The sequence below is a fragment of the Enterobacter sp. V89_11 genome (genome assembly GCF_029967775.1).
Classification (GTDB): Bacteria; Pseudomonadota; Gammaproteobacteria; order Enterobacterales; family Enterobacteriaceae; genus Enterobacter; species Enterobacter ludwigii.
Window position 1 is genome coordinate 197,223 of the sequence record NZ_JASCAN010000005.1, and the last position, 15,896, is coordinate 213,118.

Annotated in this window: 16 protein-coding genes and 1 other annotated feature; of the genes, 4 read left to right on the forward strand and 12 right to left on the reverse strand. The window is 54.8% G+C overall.

The genetic code is table 11. The features are described 5' to 3' along the window. Positions 1-219: 219 nt before the first annotated feature. The gene (locus tag QLG09_RS05715; RefSeq protein WP_032681687.1) at positions 220-1,650 is read left to right on the forward strand and encodes a sodium:alanine symporter family protein; all 1,431 of its coding nucleotides are present in this window, start codon (positions 220-222) and stop codon (positions 1,648-1,650) included. A gap of 66 nt (positions 1,651-1,716) precedes the next feature. Beyond that, a complete protein-coding gene (gene yaaA, locus QLG09_RS05720) occupies positions 1,717-2,490 on the forward strand; it encodes a peroxide stress protein YaaA (protein ID WP_025205476.1) in 774 nt (257 codons plus the stop codon). A gap of 31 nt (positions 2,491-2,521) precedes the next feature. Here yaaA and QLG09_RS05725 read toward each other — a convergent pair whose 3' ends face one another. The 7 genes from QLG09_RS05725 to yjjY form a co-directional block, all read right to left on the reverse strand. Beyond that, on the reverse strand, positions 2,522-2,821 hold the full coding sequence (locus tag QLG09_RS05725) for a DUF2502 domain-containing protein (RefSeq protein ID WP_020882537.1): 300 nt from the start codon (positions 2,819-2,821) through the stop codon (positions 2,522-2,524). Positions 2,822-3,032: 211 nt separating this feature from the next. Further along, positions 3,033-4,319 carry a threonine synthase gene (thrC, locus tag QLG09_RS05730; protein WP_020882536.1) on the reverse strand — a complete coding sequence of 429 codons (1,287 nt, stop codon included), beginning with the start codon at positions 4,317-4,319 and terminating at the stop codon, positions 3,033-3,035. 3 nt (positions 4,320-4,322) lie between these two features. Beyond that, entirely contained in the window at positions 4,323-5,252 is a 930-nt protein-coding gene (gene thrB, locus QLG09_RS05735) for a homoserine kinase (RefSeq protein ID WP_014168558.1), read from the reverse strand. A gap of 1 nt (position 5,253) precedes the next feature. After that, positions 5,254-7,716, reverse strand: a complete 2,463-nt coding sequence (gene thrA, locus QLG09_RS05740) for a bifunctional aspartate kinase/homoserine dehydrogenase I (RefSeq protein WP_282488767.1) — start codon at positions 7,714-7,716, stop codon at positions 5,254-5,256. Between the two features lie 24 nt (positions 7,717-7,740). Beyond that, positions 7,741-7,858, reverse strand: a sequence feature (Thr leader region). Beyond that, positions 7,797-7,865, reverse strand: coding sequence for a thr operon leader peptide (gene thrL / locus QLG09_RS05745; RefSeq protein ID WP_015572623.1), 69 nt, complete (start codon positions 7,863-7,865; stop codon positions 7,797-7,799). (Overlaps the previous feature by 62 nt.) Positions 7,866-8,076: 211 nt before the next feature. Next, positions 8,077-8,763, reverse strand: coding sequence for a tRNA/rRNA methyltransferase (locus QLG09_RS05750; protein WP_079231425.1), 687 nt, complete (start codon positions 8,761-8,763; stop codon positions 8,077-8,079). A gap of 399 nt (positions 8,764-9,162) precedes the next feature. After that, positions 9,163-9,303, reverse strand: a complete 141-nt coding sequence (gene yjjY, locus QLG09_RS05755) for a protein YjjY (protein ID WP_001541509.1) — start codon at positions 9,301-9,303, stop codon at positions 9,163-9,165. 95 nt (positions 9,304-9,398) lie between these two features. Between yjjY and arcA the strand changes: the two genes are divergently transcribed. After that, positions 9,399-10,115 (forward strand): two-component system response regulator ArcA, encoded by a 717-nt coding sequence (gene arcA / locus QLG09_RS05760; protein WP_003856501.1) that lies wholly within the window; start codon positions 9,399-9,401, stop codon positions 10,113-10,115. Between the two features lie 43 nt (positions 10,116-10,158). Here arcA and creD read toward each other — a convergent pair whose 3' ends face one another. The 4 genes from creD to creA are packed head-to-tail and all read right to left on the reverse strand — an operon-like array spanning position 10,159 to position 14,166. Further along, a complete protein-coding gene (gene creD / locus QLG09_RS05765; protein WP_059306844.1) occupies positions 10,159-11,511 on the reverse strand; it encodes a cell envelope integrity protein CreD in 1,353 nt (450 codons plus the stop codon). Between the two features lie 56 nt (positions 11,512-11,567). Next, positions 11,568-12,992 carry a two-component system sensor histidine kinase CreC gene (creC, locus tag QLG09_RS05770; protein WP_014168554.1) on the reverse strand — a complete coding sequence of 475 codons (1,425 nt, stop codon included), beginning with the start codon at positions 12,990-12,992 and terminating at the stop codon, positions 11,568-11,570. Further along, positions 12,992-13,681: a two-component system response regulator CreB gene (gene creB, locus QLG09_RS05775; protein WP_079231426.1), complete on the reverse strand. Its 690-nt coding sequence runs from the start codon at positions 13,679-13,681 to the stop codon at positions 12,992-12,994. The genes creC and creB overlap by 1 nt, the downstream gene beginning before the upstream one ends. Positions 13,682-13,695: 14 nt before the next feature. Continuing rightward, on the reverse strand, positions 13,696-14,166 hold the full coding sequence (gene creA / locus QLG09_RS05780) for a protein CreA (protein WP_079231427.1): 471 nt from the start codon (positions 14,164-14,166) through the stop codon (positions 13,696-13,698). A gap of 211 nt (positions 14,167-14,377) precedes the next feature. On the opposite strand from creA, the gene robA reads away from it, so the two are divergent. Then, the gene (robA, locus tag QLG09_RS05785; RefSeq protein WP_014168551.1) at positions 14,378-15,247 is read left to right on the forward strand and encodes an MDR efflux pump AcrAB transcriptional activator RobA; all 870 of its coding nucleotides are present in this window, start codon (positions 14,378-14,380) and stop codon (positions 15,245-15,247) included. Here the strand turns inward: robA and gpmB are convergent. Next, a complete protein-coding gene (gene gpmB / locus QLG09_RS05790; protein ID WP_014168550.1) occupies positions 15,244-15,891 on the reverse strand; it encodes a 2,3-diphosphoglycerate-dependent phosphoglycerate mutase GpmB in 648 nt (215 codons plus the stop codon). The genes robA and gpmB overlap by 4 nt on opposite strands. Positions 15,892-15,896 lie beyond the last annotated feature (5 nt).

A 15,896-nucleotide genomic window follows, 5' to 3' on the forward strand; every position in this document is an offset into this window, starting at 1 on the left:
CGACAGCATGCCTGCAGCGGAAAAATGACAGGTTTACTTGTTAGGGGGATGTAACCGGTCTGCCCTGATGATAACACGACGGAGGGGTAGCGCAACCGCAGACAGTGCGCTTAGACAGAGTATGATAAACTCAGAATATTAACAGGCTGCTAAGTAACAGCATGTCCAATCAGTGGTAGCGCTTACATATTCATTTTGGCATCAACAAGAGGGACGTTAATGCCTGATTTCCTTTTCTTTATTAATGAAGTCCTTTGGGGTTCGATAATGATATACCTGCTGCTGGGTGCAGGTATTTGGTTTACGCTACGCAGCGGGTTTATCCAGTTTCGTTATATTCGCAAATTTGGCAGAAGTCTGAAAAACAGCGTCACGCCCCAGCCAGGCGGATTAACCTCTTTCCAGGCCCTCTGCACCAGCATTGCTGCACGCCTCGGCAGCGGTAATATGGCGGGGGTGGCACTGGCCATCAGCGCCGGTGGCCCGGGCGCCGTTTTCTGGATGTGGGTCACGGCGCTTATCGGGATGGCCACCTCCTTTGCCGAGAGCGCCCTCGCCCAACTCTACAAAGAAAAAGATAAAAACGGACAGTTTCGCGGCGGCCCGGCCTGGTACATGGCGCGTGGCTTAGGAATGCGCTGGATGGGCGTGCTGTTTTCGCTGTTTTTACTGCTCGCGTACGGTCTGATTTTCAATACCGTTCAGGCGAATTCTGTTGCCCATGCCTTGCGCTATGCCTTTGCGTGTCCGGAGTGGATCACCGGGCTTGTTTTAGCCCTCTGTATCCTGCTGACCATTTCGACCGGCCTAAAAGGTGTCGCCCGCCTGATGCAGTGGCTGGTGCCTGTCATGGCGCTGCTGTGGGTTGCCGCCAGCCTGTTCGTCGCCGCACGGCATATCGAGCAGGTGCCGGAAGTGATTGCAACCATCTTCAAAAGCGCATTTGGCTGGCGCGAGGCGGCATCGGGCGCACTGGGCTATACGTTCAGCCAGGCGCTGATGTCGGGCTTTCAGCGCGGAATGTTCTCCAATGAAGCCGGTATGGGATCAACGCCCAATGCCGCAGCCGCCGCCGCGTCCTGGCCGCCCCACCCGGCGGCACAAGGCATTGTTCAGATGATTGGCGTTTTTACGGACACCATTATTATCTGTTCCGCCAGCGCCATGATCCTGCTGCTGGCTGGCCCGGTACCTCACTCATCGGAAACAGCCGGCATACAACTGCTTCAGCAGGCACTCGTGAATCTGACGGGCGGCTGGGGAGCCGGGTTTGTCTCGCTCATCCTGCTGTTATTCGCCTTCAGCTCGATTGTTGTGAATTACCTCTACGCCGAAAATAACCTTATTTTCCTGAAAGTGGACTCCCGCCGTATGATCACGCTGCTGCGCCTCGGGGTGATACTGATGGTGTTAGCAGGTTCGCTGCTCAGCATGCCGCTGGTCTGGCAACTGGCGGATGTCTTTATGGCGCTCATGGCCATCACTAACCTGACGGCGATCCTGCTGCTCTCACCCGTGGTTACGCTTATCGCACGGGACTATCTTCGTCAGCGCAAACTGGGCGTACCGCCGGTCTTTGATGCCTCGCGTTATCCCGACATCCAGGCGCAAATTGCGCCCGGCACCTGGGATGATTTGCCACGGCAATAACAGCTATCGATCAATTGAGGGCGATTTTTTGCTAAAGTCGCTCTAAATTTCCTGCAAGGACTGGATATGCTGATTCTGATTTCACCTGCTAAAACGCTCGATTACCAGAGCCCGCTCGCCACCGAGCGCTATACCCAGCCTGAACTGCTGGACTATTCGCAACAGCTGATTCACGTCGCGCGTAAGCTCTCTGCGCCACAAATTGCCTCGCTGATGAGCATCAGCGACAAACTGGCGGATCTTAACGCGACCCGTTTCCACGAGTGGCACCCGGACTTCACGCCGAACAACGCCCGCCAGGCGCTTCTGGCGTTTAAAGGTGATGTGTATACCGGCCTGCAGGCGGAAGATTTTAGCGAAGCCGATTTCGACTTCGCCCAGCAGCATCTGCGCATGTTGTCAGGTCTGTACGGCGTGCTGCGCCCGTTGGACCTGATGCAGCCATATCGTCTGGAGATGGGTATCCGCCTGGAAAACCCTAAAGGCAAAGATCTGTACCATTTCTGGGGCGATATCATCACCGACAAACTGAACGCTGCGCTGCGTGCTCAGGGCGATAATGTGGTGATCAATCTGGCCTCCGATGAATACTACAAATCGGTGAAGCCGAAAAAGCTGGATGCGGAAATTATCAAGCCCGTTTTCCTCGATGAGAAAAACGGCAAGTTCAAGGTCATCAGCTTCTACGCCAAAAAAGCGCGTGGGCTGATGAGCCGCTACATCATTCAGAACCGCCTGACGAAGCCGGAGCAACTGACCGGCTTCAACAGCGAAGGCTACTTCTTCGATGAAGAAGCGTCGGGAAAAGGCGAACTGGTGTTTAAGCGCCACGAGCAGTAAAACAAACCCCGCCAGATGGCGGGGTTTTGCATTAATGGTGTTTCCAGTCTGGGCCAGGACGCGGGTCGTCGTGACGATCGTGATGGTGGTCATCATGATGACGATCGTGATGCTCGTCATGTGGGCGCCAGTGATTATCGCGCCAGTCATAGTGAGCCTTCCACCAGTCATGGTCGCGCCAGCGACCACCATCCCAGTAGTGACCACGATTATCCTGATCGCCAATCTGCAGTTTTACCGCAGGGACGAGGGTGATTTCAGAGGCCTGAACCGCCATCGGAGCGACCAGCATCATTGAAAGCACCAGCAGAGCAGGTTTCAGTTTAGACATAGGTGACTCCTTATTCATTTACCCGATGTGGGCCGATGTAAGGAGAATACGTGAGGAGGACGGGGGATGTTATTCTCTGCAATCCTAATCGCTAAGTGACCGCATTTATTGGGAATTTCTGCTTTTTTACTGCTATTTTTCTCCTTAATTTCTCCATAAAAAAAGCCGGGTAAGTTTCACCTTACCCGGCCTGCATAGGGTGACAGAACCGTTATCCGCGCGTCATCATCAACTTACGCAGCGCGGCGAAATCCGCGGGCAGTTCATGCGAAAGCAGCGGCAGGTCCGCACGCTCGGCCAGCTCTTTTGGCAGCGGCAGCGTTTCACCCAGAATCACTTCCACGCTCTCTTTGAACTTCGCCGGATGAGCCGTTCCCAGGAACAGGCCATACTCCCCCGGATTCAGCTGATCGCGCAGCGCACGGTAAGCGATCGCCGCATGCGGTTCAGAGGTGTACCCCACCGCTTTCAGCTCACGCAGGGTGGCTTTGGTGGTCTCATCCGTCACCGCGGCATAACCCAGATCGCCCAGACGCCAGACCTTACGGCGGAACAGCTCTTCCACACGCGGCCAGTTATTCGGCTGGCTTACGTCCATCGCATTCGAAAGCGTCGCCTGCGTGGCGTTCGGCGCCCATTTACCGTCTTTCAGGAAGCGCGGCACGGTGTCGTTGGCGTTGGTGGCGGCGATAAAGCGTTTTACCGGCAGGCCGAGCGATTTCGCCAGCAGGCCCGCCGTCAGGTCACCAAAGTTGCCGCTTGGTACGGAAACGACCAGCTGATTGCGCGCCTCCTGTGGCAGCTGTGCAACCGCTTCGAAGTAGTAGCAGATCTGCGCCAGCAGACGGCTGATGTTAATGGAGTTCGCCGAGTTCAGACCCAGTGCCACTTTCAGCTCTTCATCATCGAAGGCCTGCTTGACCAGCGCCTGACAGGCATCGAAATCGCCGTCAATCGCCACGGTTTCAATGTTGCCCCCGAGCGTACAGAACAGTTTCTCCTGCAGCGGACTGATTTTGCCTTTCGGGTAGAGGATCACCACGCGAACGTTCTTCAGACCGTAGAACGCATGGGCAACGGCCGCACCGGTATCGCCGGAGGTCGCCGTCAGAATCGTTACCGGTTTGTCGCCGCTGATGTGGGTCAGCATCTGCGCCATAAAGCGGCCACCGAAGTCTTTAAACGCCAGGGTTGGACCATGGAACAGCTCAAGGCAGCCGACATCCGGCTCAACCTGCTTAACCGGTGCCGGGAAAGCGAACGCTGCACGCACGCGCTCTTCCAGCAGCTCCTGCGGGATTTCATCGCCGATAAAGGCAGAGAGAATTTTAGTGCTGCGGGTGACAAAGTCCTGCTTCAGCAGTTCATCAATGTCGGTCAGCTGAAATTCCGGCAGGTCATGGGGGAAGAACAGCCCCTGATTTTTGCCCAGTCCCTGAGTCACCGCCTGCGCGAAGCTGACCTGCTCGTTATGATCTTTAAGGTTGTAGAGTTTCATTCGTTATCCCAGTACTCGTGCGCCAGCCGTGTCCAGACGGCAAATATGAACAAAGCCTTCCTGATTTTGCAGGTAGTGTTTAGAGAGCCAGTCCGCCACGCGCTGCGCCGTGTCTGGCTTATCGCACAGGGCGAACAGCGTCGGGCCGGAGCCGGAGATACCGCACGCCAGTGCGCCGGTATCCATTGACGCCTGTCGCGCCTCGTTAAAGCCAGGCAACAGCTTAGTGCGGTACGGCTCGGCGATAACGTCTTTCATTAATTTTGCTGCCAGCTGCGGCTGACGGGTGTAGCAGGCGTGTATAAAGCCGGCCAGATGACGTCCGTGAGCGATACAGTCCTGACGACGATACTGCGCAGGCAGGATCGCACGCGCTTCAGCGGTGGATACCTTAATGCCGGGATAGGCCAGCACCCACAGCCACTCATCAAACCCTGGCACCTGCTGGCTGATGATGCCATTTTCTTCAATCATCAGTTGCATACCACCGAGGAAGCAGGGGGCGACGTTGTCATAATGAATGCTGCCGGAGATGCGCCCTTCCAGCTCGCCCATTAACCCGAGCAGACGGTTATTATTCAGCGGCTTGCCGCAGTGCTCATTCATGGCCACCAGTCCGGCGACCACGGAGCAAGCGCTGGAACCCAGGCCAGAGCCAATCGGCATACTTTTTTCCAGCGTCATGGCGACCGGCACATTTTTGCCGATCTCCTGACAGAACCGCTCCCAGCACTGATAAACGATATTCTCGCGCGGGTCTGTCGGCAGTTTGCTGGCGAAGCGGCCCACGTTATTCAGGCTAAAGCTCTCTGCCGCTTCAACCGTTACCGTATCGCCCAGCAGCGAACCATCCACCGGCGTCACCGCCGCACCCAGCACATCAAATCCGACGCTCATATTGGCGCTGGAAGCCGGGGCATAAACTTTCACCATGTTAAACTCCTAACTTCCATGACAGGGTACGCAGCAAATCGGCAAATACACCCGCCGCGGTAACATCATTCCCTGCGCCATAGCCGCGAAGCACCAGCGGCAGTGGCTGATAATAGTGGCTGTAAAACGCGAGGGCGTTTTCGCCGTTTTTTACTTTGAACAGCGGGTCGTTGCCATCCACTTCAGCAATCTTCACGCGGCACATACCATCGTCTTCAATATTGCCAACATAGCGCAATACCTTACCTTCATCACGGGCTTTCGCAACGCGTGCGGCAAAGGCGTCGTCTAGCTGCGCTAAATTGGCCATAAAGGTGTTCACGTCACCGCTGTCGTCAAACCCGGCAGGCAGAACAGGCTCAATCACGATATCGGAAAGCTCCAGCTCACGGCCCGTTTCACGCACCAGTATGAGCAACTTACGCGCCACATCCATACCGGAGAGATCGTCTCGCGGATCCGGCTCGGTGTACCCCAGTTCACGCGCGGCACGGGTCGCTTCCGACAGGCTCATGCCCTCATCCAGCTTGCCGAAGATAAACGACAGCGAGCCGGAAAGAATGCCGGAGAAACGCTGCAGTTCATCCCCCGCGTTCAGCAGGTTTTGCAGGTTCTCGATCACCGGCAGGCCCGCGCCCACGTTGGTGTCGTAGAGGAACTTACGCCGTGACTTGCTCGCCGCCAGACGCAGCTGGTGATAGTAATCCATCGACGAGGTGTTGGCCTTTTTGTTTGGCGTCACCACGTGGAAACCTTCGCGCAGGAAATCGGCGTACTGATCGGCCACCGCCTGGTTCGAGGTACAGTCGACAATGACCGGGTTAAGCAGGTGATACTCTTTCACCAGACGGATTAACCGGCCCAGATTAAAGGGCTCTTTGGCATCATTCATCTCAGACTGCCAGTTTTCCAGGTTCAGGCCATGAACGTTGGTCAGCAGCGCTTTTGAGTTCGCGATACCGCACACGCGCAGATCAATGTGCTTTTTCTTCAACCACTCCTGCTGACGCTTCACCTGCTCCAGCAGCGCGCCACCCACACCGCCCACGCCAATCAGGAACAGCTCGATCACCTGATCGGTGTTGAACAGCATCTGATGAACCACGCGAACGCCGGTTGTCGCATCGTCGTTGTCAACGACCACCGAGATTGAACGCTCAGATGACCCCTGGGCAATGGCCACAATGTTGATGTTGGCCCTGGCCAGCGCGGCAAAGAATTTGGCCGAGATACCGCGCAGCGTACGCATACCGTCGCCCACCACCGAGATAACCGCCAGGCGTTCCTGGATAGAAAGCGGCTCCAGCAGCTCTTCTTTCAGCTCAAGGTAAAACTCTTCTTCCAGCGCACGACGGGCGCGCAGACAATCCCCCTGCGGTACGCAGAAGCTGATGCTGTATTCAGAAGAGGACTGAGTGATCAGCACAACCGAGATACCGTTGCGGGACATGGCTGCGAAAACGCGGGCCGCCATACCGACCATACCTTTCATTCCCGGGCCGGAAACGCTGAACATGGCCATATTGTTCAGGTTAGAAATGCCTTTCACCGGCAGGCCGTCTTCATCGGTACTGGCACCAATCAGCGTGCCTGGCGCTTGCGGGTTACCGGTGTTTTTAATCAGGCAAGGGATCTGGAACTGGGCAATAGGAGAGATGGTGCGAGGGTGAAGAACTTTAGCGCCGAAGTAGGAAAGCTCCATCGCTTCCTGGTATGACATCGACTTCAGCAGCCTGGCGTCCGGTACCTGGCGCGGATCGCAGGTGTATACACCGTCGACGTCAGTCCAGATCTCACAACAGTCGGCGCGCAAACAGGCTGCCAGCACGGCAGCAGAGTAGTCGGAGCCGTTACGGCCCAGTACGACAAGTTCACCCTTCTCGTTTCCGGCGGTGAAGCCCGCCATCAGGATCATATGGTCAGACGGAATTTTGCTCGCGGCAATGCGGCGGGTTGATTCGGCTATATCAACGGTCGACTCGAGGTAGTGACCCACTGCCAGCAGTTTTTCAACGGGATCGATAACCGACACATTGTGGCCACGCGCTTCCAGCAGGCCCGCCATGATGGCAATCGACAATTTTTCACCACGGCAGATTAACGCCGCGTTGATGCTGTCCGGGCAGTGACCTAAAAGGCTGATACCGTGCAGCACGTGTTTGATTTGGGCGAACTCTTGCTCAACAAAGGATTTCAGCTGCGCGAGCGGGAAACCCGGCTGCGCCTCCGCCAGTCCCTGCAGCAGCTCAGCGAAGATACGCTCGGCGTCGCTCAAGTTCGGGAGTGCATCCTGGCCACCGATGGTCTTTTCAATCATCGCCACCAGGTGGTTGGTGATTTTTGCCGGGGCAGAGAGCACGGTCGCGACCTGCCCCTGCCTGGCGTTGCTCTCCAGGATATCGGCAACACGCAGAAAACGTTCTGCATTTGCCACTGATGTACCGCCGAACTTCAACACTCGCATGGTTCTACCTCGTTTCCTTTAGCCGAAAAAAAAGCCCGCACTGTTTGGGTGCGGGCTTTTTTCTGTTTTTCCTGTACGCGTCAGCCCGCATCATTTCCTGTGGTAATGATGATGGTTGTTGTAATGGTGGTGATGCTGATGCGTTTCATGGATGTTGTGTACTCTGTCATTATTATCTGTCTGTGCTGTATTCTTTTAGGGTTAAAGGATTGGGCACCTTAAGTCAATGAATTTTTAATTTGATCACAATTCGGGACGCTCTCACGTCCCGCTGCTTGCAGATTTATTTTCATCCGATTCCCCCAGACGCACCCCACCAAGACAGACGGATACGCCATAGTAAAAACTTATGACAGCATTTTACTCGGACAATTTTTTTTCAATATCATGCAGCAAACGGTGCAACATTGCCGTGTCTCGCTGCTCAAGACGCCCAAGTCGCTGATGCAGCCAGTCCGCCATTTTTTGATCTTCCGCGACACCGAGTTGTAATAACAGATGGTCAACGCGAGCGCGCAGCGCGGCCAGCTGGTTTTCATCTGCCCCTTCAGCCTGGGGTTGAGGAATTTGTATTAGGGAGGCTAATTGATAGCAATACACCATTACCGCCTGGCCTAAATTCAGCGACGGATAATCCGCCACCATCGGCGCACCGGTCAGGACGTCCGCCAACGCCAGCTCCTCGTTCGTCAGACCGGAATCTTCCCGCCCAAAGACCAGCGCGGCCTTCGTCAGCCACTGGCTTTTCTCCGTTAACATCGGCACCAGTTCTGCCGGCGTGGCGTAATAGTGGAACTTTGCCCGGCTGCGTGCCGTGGTCGCCACGGTAAAAGAAATGTCGTGCAACGCAGCGGCGAGCGTGTCGTAAGTGGTTATATTATCGAGAATATCCCCTGAACCGTGCGCCACCCAACGGGCCGCGGGCTCGAGGTGCGCCTGGCTGTCCACGATGCGAAGATCGGTAAACCCCATGGTCTTCATGGCACGCGCCGCAGCGCCTATATTTTCGGCTCTGGCTGGGGCGACCAGTACAATCGACAGATGCATTTATGCTCTCTTTTTAATCAGTTAGCGGGTAAAAATGTGATGCACTTCAACATATTACGCGGCGCGAATTTACAAAAATGCAACACAAATCACCGAAATAGCGTTTCAGAACAAATTAAAAACGCTAAACTATTTTGTGGCTGAACAATCAGTTAGAATGTTAACAGAAGGCTATTATCCTTATGTTTTATAATGGTAATGACCTCATGAATACTCTTTTCTGATTGGATTCGTATCGTTTATAAATCAAGGTACGCAACTAGTTGGTTTATTGAAAAATTGTGACAAAGGCTAGCATTCGGCTACGATGATTTCATCAAACTGTTAACGTGCTACAATTGAACTTGATATATGTCAACGAAGCGTAGTTTTATTGGGTGTCTGGTGTCACTTAGCCTGTTATGTTGCTGTTAAAATGGTTAGGATGACAGCCGTTTTTGACACTGTCGGGTCCAAAGGGAAAGTACCCACGACCAAGCTAATGATGTTGTTGACGTTGATGGAAAGTGCATCAAGAACGCAATTACGTACTTTAGTCACGTTAGGCCGGTCATGTTAATTTGCGACATGCATCAGGCAGGTCAGGGACTTTTGTACTTCCTGTTTCGATTTAGTTGGCAATTTAGGTAGCAAACATGCAGACCCCGCACATTCTTATCGTTGAAGACGAGTTGGTAACACGCAACACGTTAAAGAGCATTTTCGAAGCAGAAGGCTACGATGTCTTTGAAGCGACCGATGGCGCAGAGATGCATCAGATCCTTTCTGAAAATGATATCAACCTGGTGATCATGGATATCAACCTGCCGGGCAAAAACGGCCTTCTTCTGGCGCGCGAACTGCGTGAACAGGCGAACGTCGCGTTAATGTTCCTGACAGGCCGTGATAACGAAGTTGATAAAATCCTTGGCCTGGAAATCGGTGCGGATGACTACATCACTAAACCGTTTAATCCACGCGAGTTAACCATTCGTGCACGCAACCTGCTGTCCCGCACCATGAACCTGGGCACGGTCAGCGAAGAGCGTCGTAGCGTAGACAGCTACAAGTTCAACGGCTGGGAACTTGATATCAATAGCCGTTCACTGATTAGCCCGAACGGTGAGCAGTATAAACTGCCGCGCAGTGAATTCCGCGCGATGCTGCACTTCTGTGAAAATCCGGGCAAAATTCAGTCCCGTGCAGAACTGCTGAAGAAAATGACCGGCCGTGAGCTGAAGCCGCACGACCGTACCGTAGACGTGACCATCCGTCGTATCCGTAAACATTTCGAATCTACGCCTGATACGCCGGAAATTATCGCCACTATTCACGGTGAAGGTTATCGTTTCTGCGGCGACCTGCAGGAGTAATCCGGCAACTGAAGTAAAAAAAACGGCGCTTTCGCGCCGTTTTTTATTTCCAGACTCGCATCGTATCCGCATCAGGTTCAACGGGGGGGACGGGACGCTTCGGCTGAGAGAGCGAATACCAGTCAAGGTGACGCGTCAGGTACATGACCGCAAACAGTGCCATCGCCAGTACGGCAGCTCCCAGCAGCAACGCGCTGTCCTCAGAACGCAGCAGGAACCACATCACGACATCCAGCCCCAGCAGCGCCAGAATAAACACCCCGCTTCGCCTCCAGCTTTTCAGTACCGCCTGCAGGTACACACCATTCATCATCGCGCCGACAAGGCTTGCAATAATCCAGGCCGGCGTAAACCCGACATGCTCAGACAGGGCAAGTAAGACGAGATAGAACAGGACCAGCGACAACCCTACCAGCAGATACTGCATTGGGTGCAGACGCAATCCGGTGAGGGTTTCGAACACGAAGAAGGCCATAAACGTCAGGGCAATCAGTAAAATAGCGTACTTGATCGCGCGGTCTGTCAGCTGGTACTGATCCGCTGGCGTGGCAACCGTCACGCTAAAGGCCGGGATAGAACTCCACTCCGGTGACTCGCCCTCGGCGAACCAGCTTTGCATGTTGTTAGCAAACCAGCTGCTCTGCCAGTTTGCCTGGAAACCAGACTCGCTAATCTGATGTTTAACAGGCAGATAGTATCCCATAAATCCCGGGTGCGGCCAGTTACTGCTCAGCGTCATTTCGCTGTTACGCCCGACCGGCACCACCGCAAAACTGCCCGTCCCCGCCAGGTTAAACGACATATCAAGGGCGAGCGTTTTCGGCTCAAGGGCTTTATCACTCAGCGGAATATGAATACCGGCAAGTGTGCCATACACGCCGGTTCCCGGTTCTACGCTGAGCGCCTCACCGTTGATTTTTGCGACCTTCACAGTACCAATGCCCCGGGCATCACCCACGCCAATCACCAGGAATGGCTGCCCCAGCGTCATGGTTTCGCCCTTCAGCTGCGCCATTTTCTCCGTCGAAAACTGCGCTTTTATTTTGAGATCGGTGTTCCAGATTTGCCCGTCATAAATACCGATGCTTCTGGACTCCACGCGCTGATTTCCCTCAACGAGCAGAGATTCCGGCAGGATAAAGTGCAGGTAGCTTTTTTTGTATTCGACCTTTTTCTCATCCTCAAGTTTGTAAAAAACCTCGGTGACAGGAATGGCAATCAGCGGTCCTACTAGCTTTTGCGGCCCGCTGGTGCTTTGGCGAAGCGAGTGTTCAACATCGTTACGGTAGCTCTCACGCTCCGAAATCAGGTTACTGACCATAAAGAGCGGGACTAACAACAGCAGAATACACCCCAGCAGGGTGCTTACTTTCCAGAACAGGGGGGATTTCATCATTACGTCTCCTTTGTGATGAGGAGAGCGTACCGGGGCTATGTGGGGCCAGTTTGAAGTTATGTGAAGTGACGGTGAAGTGTCAGCGTGGCTTTCACGCCGCCTTCTGGCTGGTTATGCAGAGCAATGTCCCCCTGATGCAGACGCGCCACCTCCTGCACGAATGCCAGACCCAGCCCGCTGCTTTTCAACCCGTTCTCGCGGGGGAGCGAGTAAAAACGTTCAAAAATACGCGCCATGGCATAGTCCGGTATCCCGCTTCCACTATCGCTTACGGTAAGCCGGATCTCGGTTGGCGTCTCCTCGGCAGCCAGCTGAAGCGTCCCGCCCTGCGGAGTAAAATCGATGGCATTATCCAGCAAATTGCCCAGCGCCTGTTCAAGCAGCTCGGGGTCGCCCTGCACCTGCAGCGAAGTGGGCTGGCAGGTCAGGATGATATTTTTCGCCGTGATAACGGCGGAGCGTGAATCCGCAAGCCGTGAAAACAGCGTGCTGATACTCACGCTCACCGGCTCTATCTCTACCCGGTTTTCAAGACGCGCCTGAGAGAGCAGTTTTTCCACCAGCGACTGCATACGCGCGTTTTGCACCAGAATATTATCGATAAACCGCGCGGCCACCGCCGGCGGCGGCTGCTCATTAAGGATCTCTGCCGCGCCGCGGATTGCCGCCAGCGGGCTTTTGAGTTCGTGAGTAAGCGCATGCACATAATGCTCGATGTAATTCTTACCCTCGAGGCGAATGCGCATATTTTCCAGCGCCTGCGCCAGCTTGCGTAGCTCACTGCTGCCGGGGTTAGGCAGCGGGAGAGGCGTGTCCGTGGTCACCGCATCGGCGTAGCGCGACAATCTGCCAATGGAACGATTGATCCATCCCGCCACCAGCAGACCAATCAGCAGGGCAATGCCGAGCAGCGCCCCACCCGCCCACAGGATCCGCCGCTCGCTACGGTGAATAACCGGTGCCATGGCGCTGTTAGGTTTTCCGACCGACAGCACGCCGATAATGTTGCCCCTGTCCATTACCGGTGCGGCAACATACATCACCGTACTTTCCGGATCGTCAGGGTTGCTCTGGGTGCTGCGCGCGCCATATTCCCCGCGAAGCGTCAGCCAGACGTCATTCCAGCGGGAGTAGTCTTTTCCTACCGCCAGGCCCGCCGAATCAAACACCACCTTGCCCGTGGCGTCGGTCATGTAGACATGGTACTCGTTGCGGACTTTATGAATGCCACCAATGTTGGCGCGAAACGGCCGCTGATGGAGCCGTGAAAAGGCCTGAGCCAGCTGGCCCTGCTGCGGATTGCCTGCGAGCAGGTCGTCTCGCCCCACTTCCGCCAGCAGGGTCGCGGTGTCAATCAGCGTGCCTTCGGTGGCTCTGCGCACGCCGGGCTTGACCTCCTGCACGAAGATAGATAGCACAAACCACGCGGCGATAGCGACAATCAGGAAATAGCCCAGCAGCAGACGCATGCCAATACGCATTAATAAAGCCCCAGACTGTAACCCATCCCGCGATGGGTACTGATGGGCGAAAGCCCGTCATTGACCGCGCGCAGCTTGGCGCGCAAGGTTTTGATATGCGTATCCACGGTACGATCGAAGCTATCGCCGTCTTCGCCCCACACTTTGTCCATAAGCTGCTGGCGAGAAAAGACCCGGCCCGGCGCCTGCAACAATGTTTTGAGCAGCAGGAACTCGTAGCGCGTGAGCGGTAAAGGCTCCCCATACCAGCTGATTCTGGCGGCGGGTTCATTCAGTTCAAACTGCCCGATACGCACGATCTCGGTGGGGGCGGTGGATTTTTGTAACCGCCGTAGAATAGTCCTCACCCGGGCACAGACTTCACGCGGGGAGAAGGGTTTAGCGACATAATCATCCGCGCCCATCTCCAGCCCGAGCAGCTTATCCACCTCGTCACTTCGCGCCGTCAGAAACAGGATCGGCAGTGACGGATGCAGCGCCAGAAGCTGACGGCAGAGTTCAAAGCCGCTGATGTCAGGCAACCCGACATCCAGAATCGCCAGCGCGGGAACCTGCCGTCGCGCCTCTTCCAGTACCGGTAACCCACGCCCGAAAGCCTTCACCGCAAACCCCTCCTGCTGAAGCATGTAGAGTAGCGTGTCGGCGATACTGATTTCGTCCTCAACCAGCCAGACCAGAGGTTGCTGCATGATTCATCCCTGAATTAGTGCCATGGCATGATCGGCACGGCGCTGATGGCGTTTTTCGGTGAGCCTTCAACCACTTTGTCGGAATAGGCCAGATAGGCGAGCGTGTTGCGTTTGGCGTCATAAAAACGCACCACCTGCAGCTTTTTAAACACCAGCGAGGTCCGTTTCTGGAAAACCACGTCGCCCTGCGTTTTGCCGTTTTTGATTTTGTCACTCAGCTCCACAGGACCGACCTGCTGGCAGGAGATTGCCGCATCGGAGGTATCTTCAGCCAGCCCAAGCCCGCCTTTAATGCCCCCGGTTTTCGCCCGACTAACGTAGCAGGTGACGTTTTTCACGTCCGGATCGTCAAACGCCTCCACCACAATCTTGTGGTCCGGGCCGAACACTTTGAAAACGGTATCGACAGAACCAATCTGTTCCGCCTGCGCGGCGTGCCCCACCGTCAACATCAGGGCAGTGAAGATCAAAGTCTTGTATTTCATATTGTTACCATTTTTAAGAATTACGCTGAGCGATTATTCAACACTGTAGACAAAAATGTAGCAAGATCACAGGATTAGAATATATTCACCCAAAACGAGGAACAAAAGGCATTAATGAGCAAAAAAAACACTGAATGCTAAAACATCAAAAAATGCTATTATCCGCTAACCTGTTATCAGGCACCTGCTGTTTTAAGGATGAGGATAGTATATGGATCAGGCTGGAATTATTCGCGACCTGCTCACCTGGCTGGAAGGTCATCTCGACCAGCCTTTGTCACTGGATAATGTGGCGGCTAAAGCAGGCTATTCCAAGTGGCATCTGCAAAGGATGTTCAAGGATGTCACCGGTCATGCTATCGGGGCCTATATCCGCGCACGTCGTCTGTCAAAATCAGCGGTGGCATTACGCCTGACCGCGCGGCCGATTCTGGATATTGCACTGCAATATCGTTTCGACTCGCAGCAAACCTTTACCCGCGCCTTTAAAAAACAGTTCTCGTTAACGCCAGCGCTCTATCGCCGCTCGCCTGACTGGAGCTCGTTTGGCATGCGTCCGCCGCTGCGTCTGGGTGAGTTTGCAATGCCGAAATATGAATTTATCACCCTGCCAGAAACGCACCTGATTGGTACGACGCAAAGCTACTCCTGTTCGCTGGAGCAGATTTCCGAATTCCGTCATCAGATGCGCGTTCAGTTCTGGCGCGACTTCCTGAGCCATGCGCCGGCGATCCCGCCCATCCTGTATGGTCTCAACGAAACGCACCCAAGCCAGGAAAAAGACGACGAGCAGGAGGTGTTCTACACCACCGCGTTAACGCCAGAACTGGCGAATGGCTATATTCAGGGTTCAAAGCCCGTGGTGCTGGAAGGCGGCGAATACGTGATGTTCGCTTATGAAGGGCTGGGAACGGGTGTACAGGAATTTATCCTGACCGTTTACGGAACCTGCATGCCAATGCTGAACCTGAATCGCCGTAAAGGTCAGGATATTGAGCGCTACTATCCGGCAAGCGATGCTAAACCGGAAGAAGGCCCCATCAATCTGCGTATGGAATTCTTAATTCCGATACGTCGTTAACGCTGAAGTTCGTCAAGTGCAGGGGCATCAAGATGCGAAATGTCCCCTGCCATCTCTACGACCCAACCTGACGCCAGCCACGCGCTTTCCTGATAGTCGATACGGGAAATAGAGCAGTTGCGCAGACGCAAACGGCGTTCTGCATACGCAGGTAACCCCAGAATCGTACTCACCAGGCAGCCCAGCGCAATACCGTGACTCACCAGCAGCGGACGACTACCGGCCGGAAGCTTCAGGCATTCCGCCAGCGCGGCATGCATACGCACGCTCAGCTCCTGCATGGATTCGCCTTCCGGAATACGGCCATCTTCGGTGCCGTTGACCAGCGTGCGACGCCAGCCCTCTTCCGTTTCCGTCAGCGTATCGATATGCCGTTTTTCCAGCACGCCCATATCCAGCTCGCGCAGACGCGGCTCGATCATGACATCACAACCACAGGCATCGGCAATGATGCGCGCCGTCTGCTGTGTGCGACCTAAGTCGCTGGTGATAACATGCGTAATGCCCAGCGTTCTGGCGCGTTCTGCCACCTGCCACGCCTGCTGCACACCCTTTTCAGTAAGAGGACTGTCTGACTGGCCTTGAATACGTCGCTCGGCGTTCCACTGCGTCTCACCGTGGCGAACAAGGTATACCTGTAACATGCTTT

Coding starts and splice junctions, on each gene's coding strand:
- QLG09_RS05715 (WP_032681687.1), top strand. CDS start 220: ATGCCTGATTTCCTTTTCTTTATTAATGAAGTCCTTTGGGGTTCGATA.
- yaaA (WP_025205476.1), top strand. CDS start 1,717: ATGCTGATTCTGATTTCACCTGCTAAAACGCTCGATTACCAGAGCCCG.
- QLG09_RS05725 (WP_020882537.1), bottom strand. CDS start 2,821: ATGTCTAAACTGAAACCTGCTCTGCTGGTGCTTTCAATGATGCTGGTC.
- thrC (WP_020882536.1), bottom strand. CDS start 4,319: ATGAAACTCTACAACCTTAAAGATCATAACGAGCAGGTCAGCTTCGCG.
- thrB (WP_014168558.1), bottom strand. CDS start 5,252: ATGGTGAAAGTTTATGCCCCGGCTTCCAGCGCCAATATGAGCGTCGGA.
- thrA (WP_282488767.1), bottom strand. CDS start 7,716: ATGCGAGTGTTGAAGTTCGGCGGTACATCAGTGGCAAATGCAGAACGT.
- QLG09_RS05750 (WP_079231425.1), bottom strand. CDS start 8,763: ATGCATCTGTCGATTGTACTGGTCGCCCCAGCCAGAGCCGAAAATATA.
- arcA (WP_003856501.1), top strand. CDS start 9,399: ATGCAGACCCCGCACATTCTTATCGTTGAAGACGAGTTGGTAACACGC.
- creD (WP_059306844.1), bottom strand. CDS start 11,511: ATGATGAAATCCCCCCTGTTCTGGAAAGTAAGCACCCTGCTGGGGTGT.
- creC (WP_014168554.1), bottom strand. CDS start 12,992: ATGCGTATTGGCATGCGTCTGCTGCTGGGCTATTTCCTGATTGTCGCT.
- creB (WP_079231426.1), bottom strand. CDS start 13,681: ATGCAGCAACCTCTGGTCTGGCTGGTTGAGGACGAAATCAGTATCGCC.
- creA (WP_079231427.1), bottom strand. CDS start 14,166: ATGAAATACAAGACTTTGATCTTCACTGCCCTGATGTTGACGGTGGGG.
- robA (WP_014168551.1), top strand. CDS start 14,378: ATGGATCAGGCTGGAATTATTCGCGACCTGCTCACCTGGCTGGAAGGT.
- gpmB (WP_014168550.1), bottom strand. CDS start 15,891: ATGTTACAGGTATACCTTGTTCGCCACGGTGAGACGCAGTGGAACGCC.